21 protein-coding genes are annotated in these 15,285 nt (G+C 57.7%); 13 read left to right on the forward strand and 8 right to left on the reverse strand.

Annotated features, from left to right (window positions below; translation table 11 throughout):
* The first annotated feature begins 1,049 nt into the window (after positions 1–1,049).
* From FFH21_RS06595 to FFH21_RS06655, 13 genes are all read left to right on the forward strand, one after another.
* Entirely contained in the window at positions 1,050–1,970 is a 921-nt protein-coding gene (locus FFH21_RS06595; RefSeq protein ID WP_011167989.1) for a sigma 54-interacting transcriptional regulator, read from the forward strand.
* Between the two features lie 50 nt (positions 1,971–2,020).
* On the forward strand, positions 2,021–2,929 hold the full coding sequence (locus FFH21_RS06600; RefSeq protein ID WP_004656195.1) for a sigma 54-interacting transcriptional regulator: 909 nt from the start codon (positions 2,021–2,023) through the stop codon (positions 2,927–2,929).
* A gap of 91 nt (positions 2,930–3,020) precedes the next feature.
* Complete coding sequence (locus tag FFH21_RS06605; protein WP_011167990.1) at positions 3,021–3,347, forward strand: Hrp pili protein HrpA; 327 nt, start codon at positions 3,021–3,023, stop codon at positions 3,345–3,347.
* A 53-nt stretch (positions 3,348–3,400) separates the two neighbouring features.
* Positions 3,401–4,438 carry a type III secretion system effector HrpZ gene (gene hrpZ / locus FFH21_RS06610; RefSeq protein ID WP_011167991.1) on the forward strand — a complete coding sequence of 346 codons (1,038 nt, stop codon included), beginning with the start codon at positions 3,401–3,403 and terminating at the stop codon, positions 4,436–4,438.
* A 27-nt stretch (positions 4,439–4,465) separates the two neighbouring features.
* The gene (sctI, locus tag FFH21_RS06615; RefSeq protein WP_002552402.1) at positions 4,466–4,840 is read left to right on the forward strand and encodes a type III secretion system inner rod subunit SctI; all 375 of its coding nucleotides are present in this window, start codon (positions 4,466–4,468) and stop codon (positions 4,838–4,840) included.
* An 8-nt stretch (positions 4,841–4,848) separates the two neighbouring features.
* Positions 4,849–5,655: a type III secretion system inner membrane ring lipoprotein SctJ gene (gene sctJ, locus FFH21_RS06620; RefSeq protein ID WP_004656206.1), complete on the forward strand. Its 807-nt coding sequence runs from the start codon at positions 4,849–4,851 to the stop codon at positions 5,653–5,655.
* On the forward strand, positions 5,655–6,182 hold the full coding sequence (locus FFH21_RS06625; RefSeq protein ID WP_004656207.1) for a hypothetical protein: 528 nt from the start codon (positions 5,655–5,657) through the stop codon (positions 6,180–6,182). The genes sctJ and FFH21_RS06625 overlap by 1 nt, the downstream gene beginning before the upstream one ends.
* A 35-nt stretch (positions 6,183–6,217) precedes the next feature.
* Entirely contained in the window at positions 6,218–6,799 is a 582-nt protein-coding gene (sctL, locus tag FFH21_RS06630; protein WP_002552405.1) for a type III secretion system stator protein SctL, read from the forward strand.
* A gap of 83 nt (positions 6,800–6,882) precedes the next feature.
* Positions 6,883–7,107, forward strand: a complete 225-nt coding sequence (locus FFH21_RS06635) for a type III secretion protein (protein ID WP_002552406.1) — start codon at positions 6,883–6,885, stop codon at positions 7,105–7,107.
* Positions 7,094–7,525, forward strand: coding sequence for a type III secretion system protein HrpG (locus FFH21_RS06640; RefSeq protein WP_004656218.1), 432 nt, complete (start codon positions 7,094–7,096; stop codon positions 7,523–7,525). The genes FFH21_RS06635 and FFH21_RS06640 overlap by 14 nt, the downstream gene beginning before the upstream one ends.
* Position 7,526: 1 nt before the next feature.
* Positions 7,527–9,626 (forward strand): type III secretion system outer membrane ring subunit SctC, encoded by a 2,100-nt coding sequence (sctC, locus tag FFH21_RS06645; protein WP_004656220.1) that lies wholly within the window; start codon positions 7,527–7,529, stop codon positions 9,624–9,626.
* On the forward strand, positions 9,623–9,826 hold the full coding sequence (gene hrpT / locus FFH21_RS06650) for an HrpT family type III secretion system protein (RefSeq protein ID WP_002552409.1): 204 nt from the start codon (positions 9,623–9,625) through the stop codon (positions 9,824–9,826). Before sctC ends, hrpT begins: the two co-directional genes overlap by 4 nt.
* A 2-nt stretch (positions 9,827–9,828) precedes the next feature.
* Positions 9,829–10,176 (forward strand): hypothetical protein, encoded by a 348-nt coding sequence (locus FFH21_RS06655; RefSeq protein ID WP_054073215.1) that lies wholly within the window; start codon positions 9,829–9,831, stop codon positions 10,174–10,176.
* 197 nt (positions 10,177–10,373) lie between these two features.
* On the opposite strand, the gene sctU is transcribed toward FFH21_RS06655, so the two are convergent.
* From sctU to FFH21_RS06695, 8 genes are read right to left on the reverse strand one after another with little or no spacing between them, the layout of a single operon-like run.
* The gene (sctU, locus tag FFH21_RS06660; protein WP_004666089.1) at positions 10,374–11,453 is read right to left on the reverse strand and encodes a type III secretion system export apparatus subunit SctU; all 1,080 of its coding nucleotides are present in this window, start codon (positions 11,451–11,453) and stop codon (positions 10,374–10,376) included.
* Positions 11,450–12,244 (reverse strand): type III secretion system export apparatus subunit SctT, encoded by a 795-nt coding sequence (sctT, locus tag FFH21_RS06665; RefSeq protein WP_004656223.1) that lies wholly within the window; start codon positions 12,242–12,244, stop codon positions 11,450–11,452. The genes sctU and sctT overlap by 4 nt, the downstream gene beginning before the upstream one ends.
* Positions 12,245–12,511 carry a type III secretion system export apparatus subunit SctS gene (sctS, locus tag FFH21_RS06670; protein ID WP_002552413.1) on the reverse strand — a complete coding sequence of 89 codons (267 nt, stop codon included), beginning with the start codon at positions 12,509–12,511 and terminating at the stop codon, positions 12,245–12,247.
* A 7-nt stretch (positions 12,512–12,518) separates the two neighbouring features.
* Positions 12,519–13,172 carry a type III secretion system export apparatus subunit SctR gene (sctR, locus tag FFH21_RS06675; RefSeq protein WP_002552414.1) on the reverse strand — a complete coding sequence of 218 codons (654 nt, stop codon included), beginning with the start codon at positions 13,170–13,172 and terminating at the stop codon, positions 12,519–12,521.
* Positions 13,169–13,555, reverse strand: a complete 387-nt coding sequence (locus FFH21_RS06680) for a FliM/FliN family flagellar motor switch protein (RefSeq protein WP_004666088.1) — start codon at positions 13,553–13,555, stop codon at positions 13,169–13,171. Before FFH21_RS06680 ends, sctR begins: the two co-directional genes overlap by 4 nt.
* A complete protein-coding gene (locus tag FFH21_RS06685) occupies positions 13,545–14,261 on the reverse strand; it encodes a type III secretion protein hrcQa (RefSeq protein ID WP_011167994.1) in 717 nt (238 codons plus the stop codon). The genes FFH21_RS06680 and FFH21_RS06685 overlap by 11 nt, the downstream gene beginning before the upstream one ends.
* Positions 14,258–14,830 carry a type III secretion system HrpP C-terminal domain-containing protein gene (locus FFH21_RS06690; RefSeq protein ID WP_004656231.1) on the reverse strand — a complete coding sequence of 191 codons (573 nt, stop codon included), beginning with the start codon at positions 14,828–14,830 and terminating at the stop codon, positions 14,258–14,260. Before FFH21_RS06690 ends, FFH21_RS06685 begins: the two co-directional genes overlap by 4 nt.
* A gap of 6 nt (positions 14,831–14,836) precedes the next feature.
* Positions 14,837–15,283 carry a hypothetical protein gene (locus tag FFH21_RS06695; protein ID WP_004656232.1) on the reverse strand — a complete coding sequence of 149 codons (447 nt, stop codon included), beginning with the start codon at positions 15,281–15,283 and terminating at the stop codon, positions 14,837–14,839.
* Positions 15,284–15,285: the final 2 nt, after the last annotated feature.

Below are 15,285 nucleotides of genomic sequence, written 5' to 3' on the forward strand. Positions count from 1 at the left end.
AAATCACCTGAAAAATGCCCTTTTTTGGTGCTTTTTCTTGTTGGCGTTTCGGTGTGACTCGCCGTTAAGACGCTATATTTCAACGCTGATACGTCCTTGTTTTTGTTCTCGTTCGTGGCAGGTCGGCATGAACTTTTTACGCTCGCCGACTATTTTTGCTGAACTTTTTTAAAGTTTTGTAAGCTAGTGCTTACACACATTTAGAAACATTCTTCCGTGATGAAGAGGTATCACCGTTCGTTATGGTCACCGCCTTTGGCGTGGTGACAGCTTGCGATTGACGGATTGTCCTACACTGAATCCTTTCAGTTAACTATCTCTTCGATCAAATTTTGAGCCCGCATGCCATGAAACCCACCCGTTCGGATAGCTGAATGGGTGGGTGGCAAAAAGCTATCTAGTTTCGAGCCCAAAAACCGGGAGGATTTTGTAACCCTCCATGCCAAGGGTGAGCGGCGTTCGGAAAACCGAATGTATAAAAACCCATGAGTCACCCTGTCGAGCGTTACGTGTAACGTCTTCCGTTCCCCATCAGTAAGTTAAGTTTCAATGTCGAACTTTTCGTTTTGGTCGGGTAGTTTGTTACGTTTATTTTCCTTGAAAGGGGACTGCTTGAGTATGTGTTTCCCGTTTTAATTTCTTTCAGCCCGTTATTAAGTGAGTCCTTGTAAAACGGCCTATAACGTTAAATTTATTTTTATGAGTCGAGTGACTTTTCTGTGAAGTTTTTTTAATAATAAACCCTGTGGTTATATAGTTTTTTGCCAGGGTCCAGGACGGGGTAGTGCGGTTAACTCCCCGGAAGCCGGGGGGGTTAACGTTTTTTGAGCGGTAAGCGCTTGATCGGAATAGAGTATCGATAGATTAAACTAATCATCCCAACAGTCTGGCTCTATGCGGGTGTTGCTCGTCATATGACGATATTACTATGATAATAATTCTCAACTTTGTGAGCTTTTTCTCATTTTATGGGGAACTAAATTACTATATGTGTGCCTTGTAAGACGTGGTATTAATAGTCCGCTTGCCACCCACAGTGAGAGTGATCGATGAGCACAGACATTGATAAGGGCGTCCGAGAGTATTGGGACGTAACTGCATTATCCGCTGGTCATCAAATTGTAATGAACAGCGCGTTTCTGGATATGGACTTACTGCTGTGCGGGGAAACCGGGACGGGTAAAGACACCCTGGCCAATCGCATTCATGAGCTGTCCAGCAGGTCCGGGCCCTTTGTCGGCATGAACTGCGCCGCCATCCCCGAATCGTTGGCAGAAAGCCAGTTATTCGGTGTCGTCAATGGCGCATTTACCGGTGTCTGCCGCGCTCGCGAGGGCTACATCGAAGCGTCCAGCGGCGGCACGCTTTACCTCGATGAAATCGACAGTATGCCGCTTAGCCTCCAGGCCAAGTTACTTCGCGTGCTGGAGAGCCGGGGGGTCGAGCGGCTGGGCTCAACCGAATTCATTCCACTGGATCTGCGCGTGATTGCTTCCGCCCAGCGCCCTCTGGATGAACTGGTGGAACAAGGACTTTTTCGTCGCGACCTGTTTTTTCGGCTCAACGTGCTGACGCTTCACTTGCCAGCCTTGCGCAAACGTCGCGAACAGATCCTGCCATTGTTCGACCAGTTCACCCAGGAGATTGCCGCTGAGTTCCAACGTCCCGTTCCTGTACTGGACAACGGTCGTGTGCAGATCCTGCTCAGCCATGACTGGCCGGGCAACGTGCGCGAACTGAAATCCGCAGCCAAGCGGTTTGTATTGGGGTTCCCGCTGCTGGGGGCCGAGCCAATGGATGCGCGCGATCCGGTGACAGGTCTGCGCATGCAGATGCGCGTGATCGAAAAGATGCTTATTCAGGATGCGTTGAAACGGCATCGACACAATGTCGACGCCGTGCTTCAGGAGCTCGAACTGCCGAGACGTACGCTTTACCACCGCATGAAGGAGTTGGGAGTTGCTGCATAGATCGCAGCAACGGCTGGAGTCCAAAAAGCTTATGTCTCGGGGGTCATGTGATGGATCTTGATGAGGGGTTTGATGACGACCTAGACGAGGAGCGTGTTCCAAATCTGGGGATCGTCGCTGAAAGCATTTCGCAACTCGGTATCGATGTGTTGCTGTCAGGCGAGACCGGGACTGGCAAAGACACTATTGCCCAGCGCATTCACACAATATCTGGCCGTAAAGGTCGCCTGGTTGCGATGAATTGCGCTGCGATTCCGGAGTCGCTGGCAGAGAGTGAGCTGTTTGGAGTGGTCAGCGGTGCGTACACCGGTGCTGACCGCTCCAGAGTCGGCTACATCGAAGCGGCACAAGGCGGAACGCTGTATCTGGATGAGATCGACAGCATGCCGCTCAGCCTGCAGGCCAAGCTGCTGAGGGTGCTGGAAACCCGAGCACTGGAACGACTGGGTTCGACATCGACGATCAAGCTGGATGTCTGCGTGATCGCTTCGGCCCAGTCGTCTCTGGATGATGCCGTCGAGCAGGGGAAATTTCGTCGGGATCTGTACTTTCGCCTTAACGTGTTGACACTCCAGCTGCCACCCTTGCGCACACAGCCTGAGCGCATTCTGCCCTTGTTCAAGCGCTTTATGGCCGCAGCTGCCAAAGAACTGAACGTCGCCTCTGCCGATGTCTGTCCGCTGCTTCAGCAGGTGCTGTTGGGGCATGAGTGGCCCGGCAATATCCGTGAGCTCAAGGCTGCTGCAAAGCGCCATGTATTGGGTTTCCCGGTGTTGGGTGTCGACCCGCAGAGTGAAGAACACTTGGCCTGTGGGCTCAAATCCCAGCTGAGGGCGATTGAAAAGGCCCTGATTCAACAGTCACTCAAGCGCCACCGTAACTGCATTGATGCGGCAAGCCTGGAGCTGGACATGCCACGCCGCACGCTCTATCGACGTATCAAGGAGTTGCAGATCTGATTTTTTGCAGAGCGCTGGAACCGATTTAAGGGTCGTTACCACCTATCTGTACCAAGCAATTACGCTGGTACAGACCAAGGGGTATCACGTTATGAACATCATGAGTTCTCTGACTAACGCGGGGCGCGGCGTCGTTAACACAGTGGGTGGCGCTGCGCAGGGTATCAACAGCGTCAAGAGCAGCGCCGACCGCAACATTGCACTGACCAAAAACACGGGTAGCACTGACAGTATCGATGCTACCCGCTCGAGCATCAGTAAAGGTGATGCAAAAAGCGCCGAGCTTGACGGCACTGCGAACGAAGAGAACGGCCTGCTGCGTGAGACGAGCATGCTGGCGGGCTTCGAAGACAAGAAAGAAGCGCTTTCCAACCAAATCGTTGCGAGCAAGATCCGGAACTCGGTCGTCCAGTTCTGATTTCTTGAATGCCCCCTTCACACAGAGGGGGCTGCTACTTTGAGGAGGTTGTGATGCAGAGTCTCAGTCTTAACAGCAGCACGCTGCAAAGCCCGTCGATGGCGCTCGTTCTGATCCGTCCTGAAACCGAGACAACCGGGTCGAGTACATCCAGCCGGGCGCTTCAGGAAGTGATTGCGCAGCTTGCCCAGGAGCTGACTCACAATGGTCAACTGGACGAGAGTTCGCCATTGGGCAAGTTGCTCGGCAAAGCGATGGCCGCCAGTGGCAAGGCTGGCGGCGGCCTCGAGGACATCAAGGCTGCGCTGGACACGCTTATCCACGAAAAGCTGGGCGACAATTTTGGTGCTTCTGCCGACAACGCCTCGGATACCGGACAACACGACTTGATGACACAGGTGCTCAATGGCCTGGCCAAGTCGATGCTGAATGATCTTCTGACCAAGCAGGATGACGGAACTCGTTTTTCCGAGGACGACATGCCGATGCTGAAAAAGATCGCGGAGTTCATGGACGACAACCCCGCACAGTTTCCCAAACCGGACTCGGGTTCGTGGGTGAACGAACTCAAGGAAGATAACTTCCTCGACGGCGACGAAACAGCGCAGTTCCGCTCGGCACTCGACATCATCGGCCAGCAATTGGGCAGTCAACAGAATGCAGCCGGCGGTCTGGCGGGCGATAGCAGCGGTGGTGGCTTGGGCAGCCCTGTGAGCAATACGGAAAATTCGCCTGGTTCACTGGGTGATCCGCTTATCGACGCTAACACCGGCCCCGCCAGCAACAGCAATTCCAATGGTGATGTGGGCCAGTTGATCGGTGAGCTGATAGACCGGGGACTGCAATCGGTATTGGCCGGTGGCGGCTTGGGAACACCTGTGAGCACCGCCAATACTGCCCTTGTGCCTGGCGGCGAACAGCCGAATCAGGACCTGGGTCAGTTACTCGGTGGCTTGTTGCAGAAAGGTCTGGAAGCGACGCTTCAGGATGCTGGCCAGACCGGGACCGGCGTGCAGTCCAGCGCTGCTCAAGTTGCCTTGCTGCTGGTCAACATGCTGCTGCAAAGCACTAAAAACCAGGCTGCTGCCTGACTGATACCCGCCTGACGGAGAACTCAAGTGACCGTTTCCCACCTTGGTAATGTTAAAAACATCTCGCCGGAACTTGGGCAGGATGTGCCACAAGGGCTCGTTTCAGAACCTCCCCAGGCGGATGTCGATATCTTCACCGCCGCAACGCGCCCGGATAATGTTTCAAGCGGTGCACCGCTTTCCGAGCATATCGCCAGCGCGATTTCCGGCGGTCTGGGCGAAACCGAAAAAATGTCCCAGCAAGCCATGCGCTCCATGAAAAAGGCCTCGGGCAGCGGAGAGGCACTGGATATCGCGGCGATGACTCGCACATTGTCGCAATGCTCGCTGCAGACAGCGCTCACGACCAAAGTCGTCAGCAAGACTGCGCAGGCAATCGACAAGCTGACCAACCTGCAGTAGAGGTTCTCGTGAAATTTCTGAGCGCAGGGCTGCTGTTGTTTTGCATGTTGTTGCTTGGCGGGTGCAGTGATGAAACCGATCTTTTCACTGGCTTGTCCGAGCAGGACTCCAACGAGGTGGTTGCACGCCTTGCGGATCAGCACATCGATGCGCGCAAGCGCCTTGAAAAGACCGGTGTCGTGGTTACGGTCGCAACCAGCGACATGAACCGCGCCGTACGTGTGCTTAACGCTGCCGGCCTGCCACGCCAGTCGCGCGCCAGTCTGGGCGACATCTTCAAGAAAGAAGGGGTCATCTCGACTCCTCTCGAAGAGCGTGCCCGCTACATCTATGCCCTGTCTCAGGAGCTTGAAGCCACGTTGTCGCAGATAGACGGTGTCATCGTGGCCAGAGTGCATGTGGTGCTGCCGGAGCGCATCGCTCCGGGCGAGCCGGTGCAACCTGCTTCCGCGGCCGTATTCATCAAGCACTCGGCTGCGCTGGACCCGGACAGTGTGCGTGGGCGTATTCAGCAGATGGTCGCCAGCAGCATCCCCGGCATGTCTGCGCAATCGGCAGAATCGAAGAAATTTTCCATCGTTTTTGTACCGGCCACCGAGTTTCAGGAAACGACGCAATGGGCCAGCTTCGGACCGTTCAAGCTCGACAGCGAAGAGTTGCCGTTCTGGCACCTGATGCTTTGGCTGGTACCGGCCGGTGTTGTCGTATTGCTGCTGATTATTGCGCTGCTGCTGCGCAGTGACTGGCGTGCCGCGCTGCTTCGGCGGATCGGGTTCGGCGCGCGGAGTCGCTCAACCGTACCGGCGCGTGCCTGATGGAGCTGATTGCCGAGGACCACTGGGTTCAATGGTGGTGCAACCCCTGGCAGTTTGCGCATCCGGACTGGCAAAGCCGTTTTGCCTTGAACTGCGGCCTGACACTCAGTGACTGTGATGGGCTGATAGCCAGTCGTCACAGCGTATTTTTGCAGAGTGTTGGCATTGAACCAGATCAACCGCCGATGCCTGCTGAGCCGGTGTTGCGCTGGCTGGCGCTGACACCTTTACAGCGTGAGCGGGCGCTGGATCTGGCCCGGCGCATCTGCTTTTGCCGAAATGAAAGCGATGGCGCTGACGGGCAATGGTGCTGGGCGCTGACCAAAGCGCTGCGCCCCGGCGTCTGGCTGGAACTTGCCAACGAAGACCCTCGCTTGCTGTTGGGGGCCTGGCTGGGGCCTGAGTATTGGTCGCGATTGCGTCTGGCCTGGGCGCCAGATGAGCTTCCCGACAGCCCGTGCGAGGCACCCGAGAATAAACTTCAGACGTTGTGGCAGGCCATTTTATGGCGTGTCACGGCGGTTTGAATTCGATCCGGTTCGCTCTGTATCAGGAATTCCCCATGCTCGCCAAACGCAGTATTACGCTGACTGCCACTGCGCTTCTGCCTGAACCTGTGCTGCGTCGTGAAGACATTGCCAACAGCCTGCTGGCTCGTGATGTTCTAGCCGACGCGCAGCGCCAGGCAGAGCAAATGCTGGTTCTCGAACAACAGAAGGCCGACCTTGTGCATCAGCAGGCGCTGGCCAGCTTCTGGGAAAACGCCAATGCGTTCCTCGCTGAACTGCAGGTGCAGCGTGAAGTGTTACAGCAGCAAGCAATGGCTGCCGTAGAGGAATTGCTCAGCGAGTCGCTTCGGCACCTGCTTGACGACACGACGCTGGCCGAGCGCGCCAGGGCACTGGTGAAAAATCTCGCGGCCAGTCAGCTCAACGAAGCGGTGGCGACCCTCAGCGTTCATCCCGACATGGCCGAGCCGGTCGCCGAGTGGCTGGCTGACAGCCGGTTTGCCCAATACTGGCAGCTTAAGCGCGACGCATCGCTGACCACCGAACGCCTGCGTCTGAGCGATGCCAATGGCGCGTTCGACATCGATTGGGCGACGCTGCGCAACGGGCTGGCAGGCCGTGACTCGTCTGCCTGAAACAGGCTCTTGCGCCGAAAATGGAACCGCTCCAGCCGTTTGCTCCACTCAAGGTTTGAACCTTCCTGCTGGAGTAAAAGGACATGATAAGTTTCAAATCTCTGCAAAATAACCTCGACAGCACGCTGAATCGCGCCTTGTCCGACGTGGATGACGTGCTTGAGGGTGGCAACGGACATTTCACTGCCGATGACATTGATGCCTTCGGTGAGGCAAGTCAGCAAGCCGCTGTCAGTTCCAACATCGCTGACCAGTGCCAGCAAGCCGGCTACAAAATGACCAAAAATGTCATCGATGGATTTCAGTGAGTTCGCTGAGGTCGTCGGCCAGTGGTGTGATCAGCGTCCAGCGACTGCGCTGGACTGCTGGGTCGACGACGCCAACGTCCGCCTGGAAGTGGTTGGTCATGGAATACGTTGCAGCATTGAGCTGCTCGATCCCTACGATGCCAATGACTCCCAACGCATCGAGGCGTTGCTCAGCCACGGGGGTGCCAGCCTTGCGTGTGCCTGTGATGGCGCCTTCGCCATTGATCCGCAGACCCGCTGCATGGTCCTGGTCACCTGGATACCCAACCCCTGCAACCTCGCCGATCTACTCGCTCGCCTTGAAAGCCTGGCCAATCAGCGTGCGGCCTTGCTCAGCCTGATGCAGACCACCATTGGCGACATGACGCCCGCGATATCCGGGCGCACGACCCTCAATCACCGGCAACCGGGAGTTTGAAATGCGCAAGGCCTTGATGTGGTTGCCTTTATTGTTGATCGGGTTGACCCCTGTTACATGGGCGGTCACCCCCGAAGCCTGGAAACACACGGCTTACGCCTACGACGCCCGGCAGACTGAACTGACCACGGCGCTGGCTGACTTTGCCAAAGAGTTCGGCATGGCGCTGGACATGCCGTCCATTCCAGGAACGCTCGATGGCCGGATTCGTGCCCAGAGCCCGGAAGAGTTTCTCGACCGGCTTGGCCAGGAATACCACTTCCAGTGGTTTGTCTATAACGACACGCTCTACGTCAGCCCGTCCAGCGAACACACCTCGGCGCGCGTAGAAGTCTCATCCGATGCGGTAGATGACTTGCAGACGGCGTTGACCGATGTAGGCCTGCTGGATAAACGCTTTGGCTGGGGCGTCCTGCCTAACGAGGGTGTGGTGCTGGTTCGCGGCCCGGCAAAATACGTGGAACTGGTTCGTGACTACAGCAAAAAAGTCGAGACGCCGGAAAAGGGCGACAAGCAAGACATTGTTGTGTTTCCGCTCAAATACGCCAACGCGTCGGACCGGACCATTCGTTATCGTGATCAACAACTGACAGTAGCGGGTGTCGCCAGCATTCTTCAGGATTTGCTCGACACGCGTTCTCGCGGCGAAGCCATCAATGGCATCAACCTGTTGGGGCACGGTGGCGCAAATGCCGGACTCGCGGGTGGCGACGCGGACACTCAAAGCCTGCCTCTGGATTCCAGCGGCATCGATACCGGCGCCTTGCAACAGGGCCTTGATCGGGTGTTGAGCTATGGCAGCGGCAGCAAGAAATCCGGGAAAAGCCGTTCCGGTGGCCGCGCGAACATTCGTGTAACAGCCGATGTGCGCAACAACGCGGTACTGATTTATGACTTGCCGTCGCGCAAGCCGATGTACGAGAAACTCATCAAGGAACTGGACGTCTCACGCAACCTGATCGAAATCGATGCGGTGATCCTCGACATTGATCGCAACGAGCTGGCGGAGCTCTCCAGTCGCTGGAATTTCAACGCAGGCAGCGTCGGCGGAGGCGTCAACCTGTTCGACGCGGGCACCAGTTCGACGATGTTCATTCAGAACGCGGGCAAGTTTTCTTCAGAGTTGCATGCGCTGGAAGGCAACGGTTCAGCGTCCGTGATCGGCAACCCATCCATTCTTACCCTGGAAAATCAGCCGGCTGTCATTGACTTCAGCCGGACTGAATACATCACGGCGACGTCAGAACGCGTCGCCAATATCGAGCCCATCACCGCCGGGACCAGTCTGCAGGTGATCCCGCGTTCACTGGACCACGATGGCAAGCCTCAGGTGCAACTGATTGTCGACATTGAAGACGGCCAGATCGATATCTCCGATATCAACGATACGCAACCCAGTGTGCGCAAAGGCAACGTCAGCACCCAGGCCGTCATCGCCGAACATGGTTCGCTGGTGATCGGCGGTTTCCACGGGCTGGAAGCCAATGACAAGGTCCACAAGATTCCCTTGCTGGGCGACATTCCCTACATCGGCAAGCTGTTGTTCCAGTCCCGCAGCCGTGAACTGAGCCAGCGCGAACGTCTGTTCATTCTGACCCCGCGCCTGATCGGTGATCAGGTCAACCCGGCTCGCTATGTGCAAAACGGCAACCCGCATGACGTCGATGATCAGATGAAAAGGATCAAGGAGCGACGCGACGGTGGAGAGTTGCCGACCCGTGGCGATGTTCAGAAGGTCTTCACCCAGATGGTCGATGGAACTGCCCCCGTGGGTATGCGTACCGGCGAAACACTGCCATTTGAAACCGATAGCCTTTGTGATCCGGGCGCGGGACTGACGCTCGACGGTCAACGTTCGCAGTGGTACGCCAGAAAGGATTGGGGTGTTGCGGTTGTCGTGGCGCACAACAATACCGACAAACCGGTACGTATTGACGAGAGCCGATGCGGCGGTCGCTGGGTCATCGGCGTTGCCGCCTGGCCTCACGCCTGGCTGCAACCGGGCGAAGAGAGCGAGGTGTATATCGCTGTGCGCCAGCCACAGATATCGAAAATGGCGAAAGAGAGTCGGCCATCACTGCTCAAGGGAGCGAAACCATGAAGATCAGTAGCATTGCAGTTGTGCTGGTGCTGTTCGCTACCCTGTCGGGGTGTGCCACCCATGGCTGTACGGGAGTTGCCTGCAAACGTCCGGACTCCACAAACCGCGAACTGGTCATCTGGTGGCCGCCGGACATGCGCGACGGTCTGGACGACCAGGACCACGAGCGGGATTACACAGTCGTGAAGTTAAAGGATTAGAAATGATTGAGGTAAAGGAAAAAGCGGCGTTCTACTACAACGTCGCTGCCCAGAGCCCTGCTGTCTGGCCGGTGGCAAACCGAGTGTCCTTCGTCAGTCGGCGTGAGCATCATGACTGGGGCATCGCGCTGCACATCGAAGGGCGTGCGCTGCGTCCCGAGCAACTGAGAGAGGCGCTGCAAATGAGGTTCTCAGAGGCCGAGCGGTTCCGTAACTACTTTCTGTTTCTGGATGTACAGCGTGATTTTGTAGTGTGGCATGCCGTAAGCGACGCGCCGGATGCCGTCACCAACCTGGATGACATACGGCGACATGAGTTGATGCTGGCAGGCCTAGAACACCTGGCTTAGGCAATTCTGTCAGCATGAAAGAAGACCGCCCCTGCAGAGGAGGCGGTCTTTTTTTGGGGCAGGTGAAAGCTGCGGGCACGAGCCACAGTCAAGGTAATGTTGAGGGGGACGCAATCTTCTAGACGCTAGAGGTTGAAACAGGGCGTGGGGGAGGCTGGTGCATAAGCACCTGTTACGCCTGGCTTGCAGCTCCCAGCTTAAAGCTCCACCTCAACCTGAATCACTTCATCGGTGATTTCATCCAGCTGGCGAACCACTTTGTAGATGTGCCCGACAGCTTGCAGCGTGGGGCGAGGGATGTATTTGCCCACCTTGGCGCGGTACAGCGTTCTTGTCAGCCAGATGCTCTGCACCACCGGGATACCGGCCTTTTTGGCCCGAGCAATCAGCGCCAGCGCTTCCTCGTCCTCACCCTTGCAATGAATCAGCGGCAGAGGCGTCTCGCCTGGCCGGTAATACAGCGCCACCGCGTAGTGCGTCGGGTTGACCAGCAGCATGTCTGCTTCCTCCACCGGATTGGGGGCGGCGCTGGGCTCCTGGTTGAGGATTTCATGGGACAGTTGTCGACGATGGCCTTTGACATGAGGATCGCCTTCGGACTGTTTGTATTCTTTTTTGATGTCCTCGTGGCTCATGCGCAGCTTCTTGGCGTGAAAGTATTTCTGCATGGCGAAGTCGACCATGGCGACGACCAGCAGCAACCCCAGAATCACGCGCAAAATATGACGAAAGAGTTCGACCAATGCGTGCCAGTACGTCGTCAGATCGCTGTTGGCCAGCAGGATAAGAGCGCCCAGCGCGGGCTTGACCTGCATGTACAAGGTCGCGCCAATGGCAACAGCCTTGAGGATACTGAGCAGCAGGTTGAGGATGTTCTGCCCGGAAAACATCTGCTTGGCATGCGAGAAGGGGTTGATCTTGTTGATGTCCAGCTTCAAGGCCTTGGGCGCGAACAGAAAGCCGATCTGCATCCAGCTGCTGACCAGGCGCATCAACATGGCCATGCCGACGCTGCATAACGTGAAGCTGAGCAACACGGAAAGGCCTTCGCTGGCGATCAGCTCGACGGATGCAGCGAAGCTCCGGTCAATACCTTTGAAAGACAGTGCGAGCAAGGCCTGCAACCGGTCGACGCTGTCATCGGCCAGGCCCAGGGTGATTTCACTGACGACCATCAGTACCAGCAGTTTGCCAAGGTCCTGACTCTGTCCCACCTGACCTTTTTCGCGAGCGTCACGTATCTGTTTGGGGGTAGCCTTTTCGGTTTTTTCACTCACGGCACTTGCACCAGAAGCGCCAGCAGCGACTTCAGATCAACCAGCGTCAACAGTTGACCGGTGCCCAGCTCCAGCAGCGTTGGCAGGTAGATCAACAGAAAGGCCAGGCCGGCCATGCTTTTGGCTGGCATGGCCAGAATCGATACGTTCAGTTGCTGTGCATACAGGCCGATGATTGCAAACGCGGCTTCGATCAACAGTAGCAGGGCAATGAAGGGCGCGGCATACAACAGCATGTGTTGCATGGTCTGGTTGAGCTGTTCCAGAAAGACGTCCAGACCGCCTGCGGTCATGCCCGGCAGCCAGGCAGTCGGTGGCCAGACGCTGTAGCTGTCCCAGATGACCTGAGTGATGAGTGAAAGACCGCCAGTGAGAATCACCAGCATGATCAGGGTTTCCTGAAACAACTCGCCCAGCGGTGTGGCGTCCGGACCGAGGGCCGGGTTCAACTGGCCACCGCTGAGCGCCCCGCGCTGACTGTCGAGCAGGGCGCCGACCGAGGCAAACATCCAGAACGGCGCATACAGCAACAGCCCCAATAGCGTGCCCAGTACCGCCTCTTTGATCATCAGGCCGCCGATGGCAAACCAGTTATCGTCAAGAGAACCCAGCGCGCGGCTGATTGCGGGGGCCGGGACCATCGCCAGCACGGCCACTACCGCATAGCGCAGCGGGCCTTTCAGGTATTTGAAACAGAAGGCTGGCACCAGAAGCATGCACGGCAGCAGGCGCGCCATCGCCAGACCCATGCCCAGCATGAATTGGAACGCTTCGTGGGCGTCGAAGGGCATTTAGTGATTGACCCCGGACCGTGCAATCAGGTCGAAGGCCATATTGATGAACTGAATCAGCTCGACGCCGATCCAGCGGCCGGTCATGGCCAGGGTCAGCCCGACCGCCCCGAGCTTGATGCCGAAGGGCAGCGTCTGATCCTGAATCTGCATGAGTGCCTGCAGCAGCGAGGTGAGCACCCCGACCAGCACAGCGACACCCAGCGGCGGAGCGGTCAGGATGACGACCAGAAACATGCCTTGCTTGAACAACGCCAACGCTTCCATGGCCGCCTCACATATACGAATAGAAGAGGCTGTCGAGCAGTCGGGACCAACCCGACACCAGCACGAACAGCAGCAGCTTGAGCGGCAACGACAGGGTCATCGGCGAGACCATCTGCATGCCCAGGGCCAGTAGCAGGTTGGAGACAATCAGGTCGATGACGATGAAAGGGATATAGATCAGAAAACCGATCTCGAAACCGGCCTGCAGTTCCGACAGCACAAAGGCCGGAATCGCCAGCAACAGGTCGTTTTTGTTGGCCTGATCGGCCATTTCCTTGGGCCACATACGCTGGGTATTTTCCAGCAGATGGGCGACCACATCCGGGTCGGTATTGCGGGTCATGAAGCGTTGCAGTGGCTCGATCACTGTTTTCAGACTGCTCTGCAGCTTGTCGGCGCTGCCCAGTTCCAGCGGGTGTTCATGGACCCGCTGCTGGATCTCATGCGCCACCGGGGCCATGACGAACATGGTTGCGGCCAGGGCGATGCCGTACAGGGCCATGTTCGGCGGCACCTGCTGAACGCCAATTGCGTTGCGGGTGATCAGCAGGGTCATGGCGATTTTCAGAAAGGCGGTGCAGACAATCAACAGAAAGGGGATCAGTGACAGCGAGCCAAGAAACAGCGCCAGCATGATCGGGTTTACGCCCTCCATGATCATGATCGGGTCACCAGGCGGGTAATCTGCAGACCCAGGCGACCCTCGACATCCACCAGCTCACCCTCGGCCACCACCTGTTCGCCATGGCACAACGTCGCGTGCCCCGGCGAAATGCCGGTGACTTCAAGGATAGTCCCGGCATCCAGCCGGCGCAGTTCGGCGAGCGTCAGCCTGAGCTCGCCGCAACGCAGGGTCAGGTCCAGTGCCAGCGAATCGAGTGCCGGGGGCTCGTCCTGTTCTTCCTGCGCTGCGTGATCGTCCGGTTCGGCCGTCGCATACCCGGATGGCTCGCCGTCTTCTTCGGACCAGTGCTGTTCAGTCGACGGGTCTTCATAGTCGTCGAGCATCTCGACATCTTCCTGATACAGATCTTCAGTACTCATGGTGGCGGTGCTCCTCATGACTGAGCCGCAAAAAAAGACGCTGCGCGTGCTGGTCGGTCTGCGCCGCCCATTGCCGCCCTGCCAGGCTCAGGAACCCTTGACCGGCGCTGTCGAACTGGCAGTGGGCGGGCAGTACCACGTCACCGGGGCGCAGCGAGGCGATTTGTTCCCGGGTCAGCGACATTTCACCGATGATCAGGGGGCTGGCCACTGACCAGGACTCGTCCACAGTGCGCGTGCGGGCTTGCCAGGACGCTGATCGCAGCAGCCTGAGCAGTGTGTCGGGCGTGGCATGCATGTGCGCGTGAAGCTGCTCACCACCACGCCGTATCTGAACCCGGCAGCCCAGGGTGGGTGCTTGCGGTTTGTTGTGCAGGGGTTCGACCGGTGCCAGCAGTCGGGCAACAGTCGGGCTCAGGCGTTGATTGAACAGCTGCCAGTACCAGGCTTGTTGCTCGCCCCCGAGCGTAAGGGGGATATCGCCCAGCAGGCTGAGCAGCGCTTCGGCGTCGCTCAGCAACAGGGGCCCGATGGCTGTGCTCAGCCAGACAGCACCTGCCGGTTCGCCTGCGTCGGCAAGCAGTGGCAACAGGGTCAGTTCGGCGTCCTGACCTGCGGCGCTGAAGCCCAGGCTCTGACCGGCACCCAGCTCACGCGTGGCCTGAGCCAGCAGGGCATCGACCTTGCGCAGACGCAGCGCGCTCATGCTGCAAGATCTTCATGCAGGTCCAGCTCAACGTCATGGCCGAGTGCCCGCGACAGTGAGTCACGGCATGCGCCGGTATGACCCTGCAAACGTTTCAGAACGTCGCGACGGGCGAAGCCCAACTGGATGCTCCAACGGTGTTCGGTTTTTTCGGCATTGACGCGTACTGTCCCCAGGCTGGGCATCAGCAGGGTAAACGCCAGCGGGCCGGCGGGCTGTTCGGGCAAGCGCTGCGCCAGCTCGTCGATCAATTGGGTCGGTACATTTTCGGCGTGTGCGGGGAGGGCGATGCTGCTGCCGCCGAAACCTTGCTGATCAGGCTCTTCACCGACCTGAGGTATCAGCAGTTGGGAAAAGAACAGGCCGTCGGCGCTCTCCGGTGTCTCTGTCGCCGAACGGTTTTGTGCGAAGCGGACCTTCGGCATGTCGGTACGCGTTGTGCTGCCAAAAGCCGGTGGCTTGTCATCAGCCTTGTCCGGTGCGCGCTGCGCGGGCGCAGAAGGCTGTGTGGCATGCACTACGGGTGGTGCCGTTGGCGCTTTGGCCGGGTGTTTGATCGGTGCGGTCATCGTCACTTAACCTTCTTCGTTGAGCGTCTCCTCCATGCAGGCGAGTTTCTCGACCGCGCGCTGAGACGCTTTGGCTTGCAGGCGCTTCTGCTCAAGCAACGCCTGCTGTTCGGCTACCCGCAATTGCTGTTGCTGCACGTCCTGCCGAATACAGGCCAGGCGGTCGAGCATGTGTTTTTCTTTCTCATGCCATCGGTCGATATCGTTCGGGCTGATGGTCTTTTCCAGGTGTTCCTGAGACAGGCCCTCGCGACGCCGCTTGTGGTTGTCACGTTCCTGATCCAGCGATGCCCGTATTTTTGATAAGTGGTCGAGCATCGATTTCAGTTCCACCTGCGCGTGGCGATGAGCCCGTTCAGCGCTCGCCTGACGATGCTGGCGCAGCGGGGTCAGCAAGCTGATCACCTGTTCCAGTGCTGCTCGCTGCGGATCGTCTTCCAGTGTGTCTTCCATCG

It is taken from the genome of Pseudomonas sp. KBS0707 (assembly GCF_005937945.2).
GTDB lineage: Bacteria > Pseudomonadota > Gammaproteobacteria > Pseudomonadales > Pseudomonadaceae > Aquipseudomonas > Aquipseudomonas amygdali.

What these genes read in the sequence shown, in the direction of transcription:
- FFH21_RS06695 (WP_004656232.1), bottom strand. Translation starts at nt 15,283, where the DNA reads ATGGAAGACACACTGGAAGACGATCCGCAGCGAGCAGCACTGGAACAG.
- FFH21_RS06680 (WP_004666088.1), bottom strand. Translation starts at nt 13,555, where the DNA reads ATGAGTACTGAAGATCTGTATCAGGAAGATGTCGAGATGCTCGACGAC.
- FFH21_RS06685 (WP_011167994.1), bottom strand. Translation starts at nt 14,261, where the DNA reads ATGAGCGCGCTGCGTCTGCGCAAGGTCGATGCCCTGCTGGCTCAGGCC.
- sctC (WP_004656220.1), top strand. Translation starts at nt 7,527, where the DNA reads ATGCGCAAGGCCTTGATGTGGTTGCCTTTATTGTTGATCGGGTTGACC.
- FFH21_RS06605 (WP_011167990.1), top strand. Translation starts at nt 3,021, where the DNA reads ATGAACATCATGAGTTCTCTGACTAACGCGGGGCGCGGCGTCGTTAAC.
- FFH21_RS06690 (WP_004656231.1), bottom strand. Translation starts at nt 14,830, where the DNA reads ATGACCGCACCGATCAAACACCCGGCCAAAGCGCCAACGGCACCACCC.
- sctT (WP_004656223.1), bottom strand. Translation starts at nt 12,244, where the DNA reads ATGCCCTTCGACGCCCACGAAGCGTTCCAATTCATGCTGGGCATGGGT.
- sctR (WP_002552414.1), bottom strand. Translation starts at nt 13,172, where the DNA reads ATGATCATGGAGGGCGTAAACCCGATCATGCTGGCGCTGTTTCTTGGC.
- sctL (WP_002552405.1), top strand. Translation starts at nt 6,218, where the DNA reads ATGCTCGCCAAACGCAGTATTACGCTGACTGCCACTGCGCTTCTGCCT.
- FFH21_RS06640 (WP_004656218.1), top strand. Translation starts at nt 7,094, where the DNA reads ATGGATTTCAGTGAGTTCGCTGAGGTCGTCGGCCAGTGGTGTGATCAG.
- FFH21_RS06600 (WP_004656195.1), top strand. Translation starts at nt 2,021, where the DNA reads ATGGATCTTGATGAGGGGTTTGATGACGACCTAGACGAGGAGCGTGTT.
- hrpZ (WP_011167991.1), top strand. Translation starts at nt 3,401, where the DNA reads ATGCAGAGTCTCAGTCTTAACAGCAGCACGCTGCAAAGCCCGTCGATG.
- FFH21_RS06625 (WP_004656207.1), top strand. Translation starts at nt 5,655, where the DNA reads ATGGAGCTGATTGCCGAGGACCACTGGGTTCAATGGTGGTGCAACCCC.
- FFH21_RS06655 (WP_054073215.1), top strand. Translation starts at nt 9,829, where the DNA reads ATGATTGAGGTAAAGGAAAAAGCGGCGTTCTACTACAACGTCGCTGCC.
- FFH21_RS06635 (WP_002552406.1), top strand. Translation starts at nt 6,883, where the DNA reads ATGATAAGTTTCAAATCTCTGCAAAATAACCTCGACAGCACGCTGAAT.
- sctS (WP_002552413.1), bottom strand. Translation starts at nt 12,511, where the DNA reads ATGGAAGCGTTGGCGTTGTTCAAGCAAGGCATGTTTCTGGTCGTCATC.
- hrpT (WP_002552409.1), top strand. Translation starts at nt 9,623, where the DNA reads ATGAAGATCAGTAGCATTGCAGTTGTGCTGGTGCTGTTCGCTACCCTG.
- FFH21_RS06595 (WP_011167989.1), top strand. Translation starts at nt 1,050, where the DNA reads ATGAGCACAGACATTGATAAGGGCGTCCGAGAGTATTGGGACGTAACT.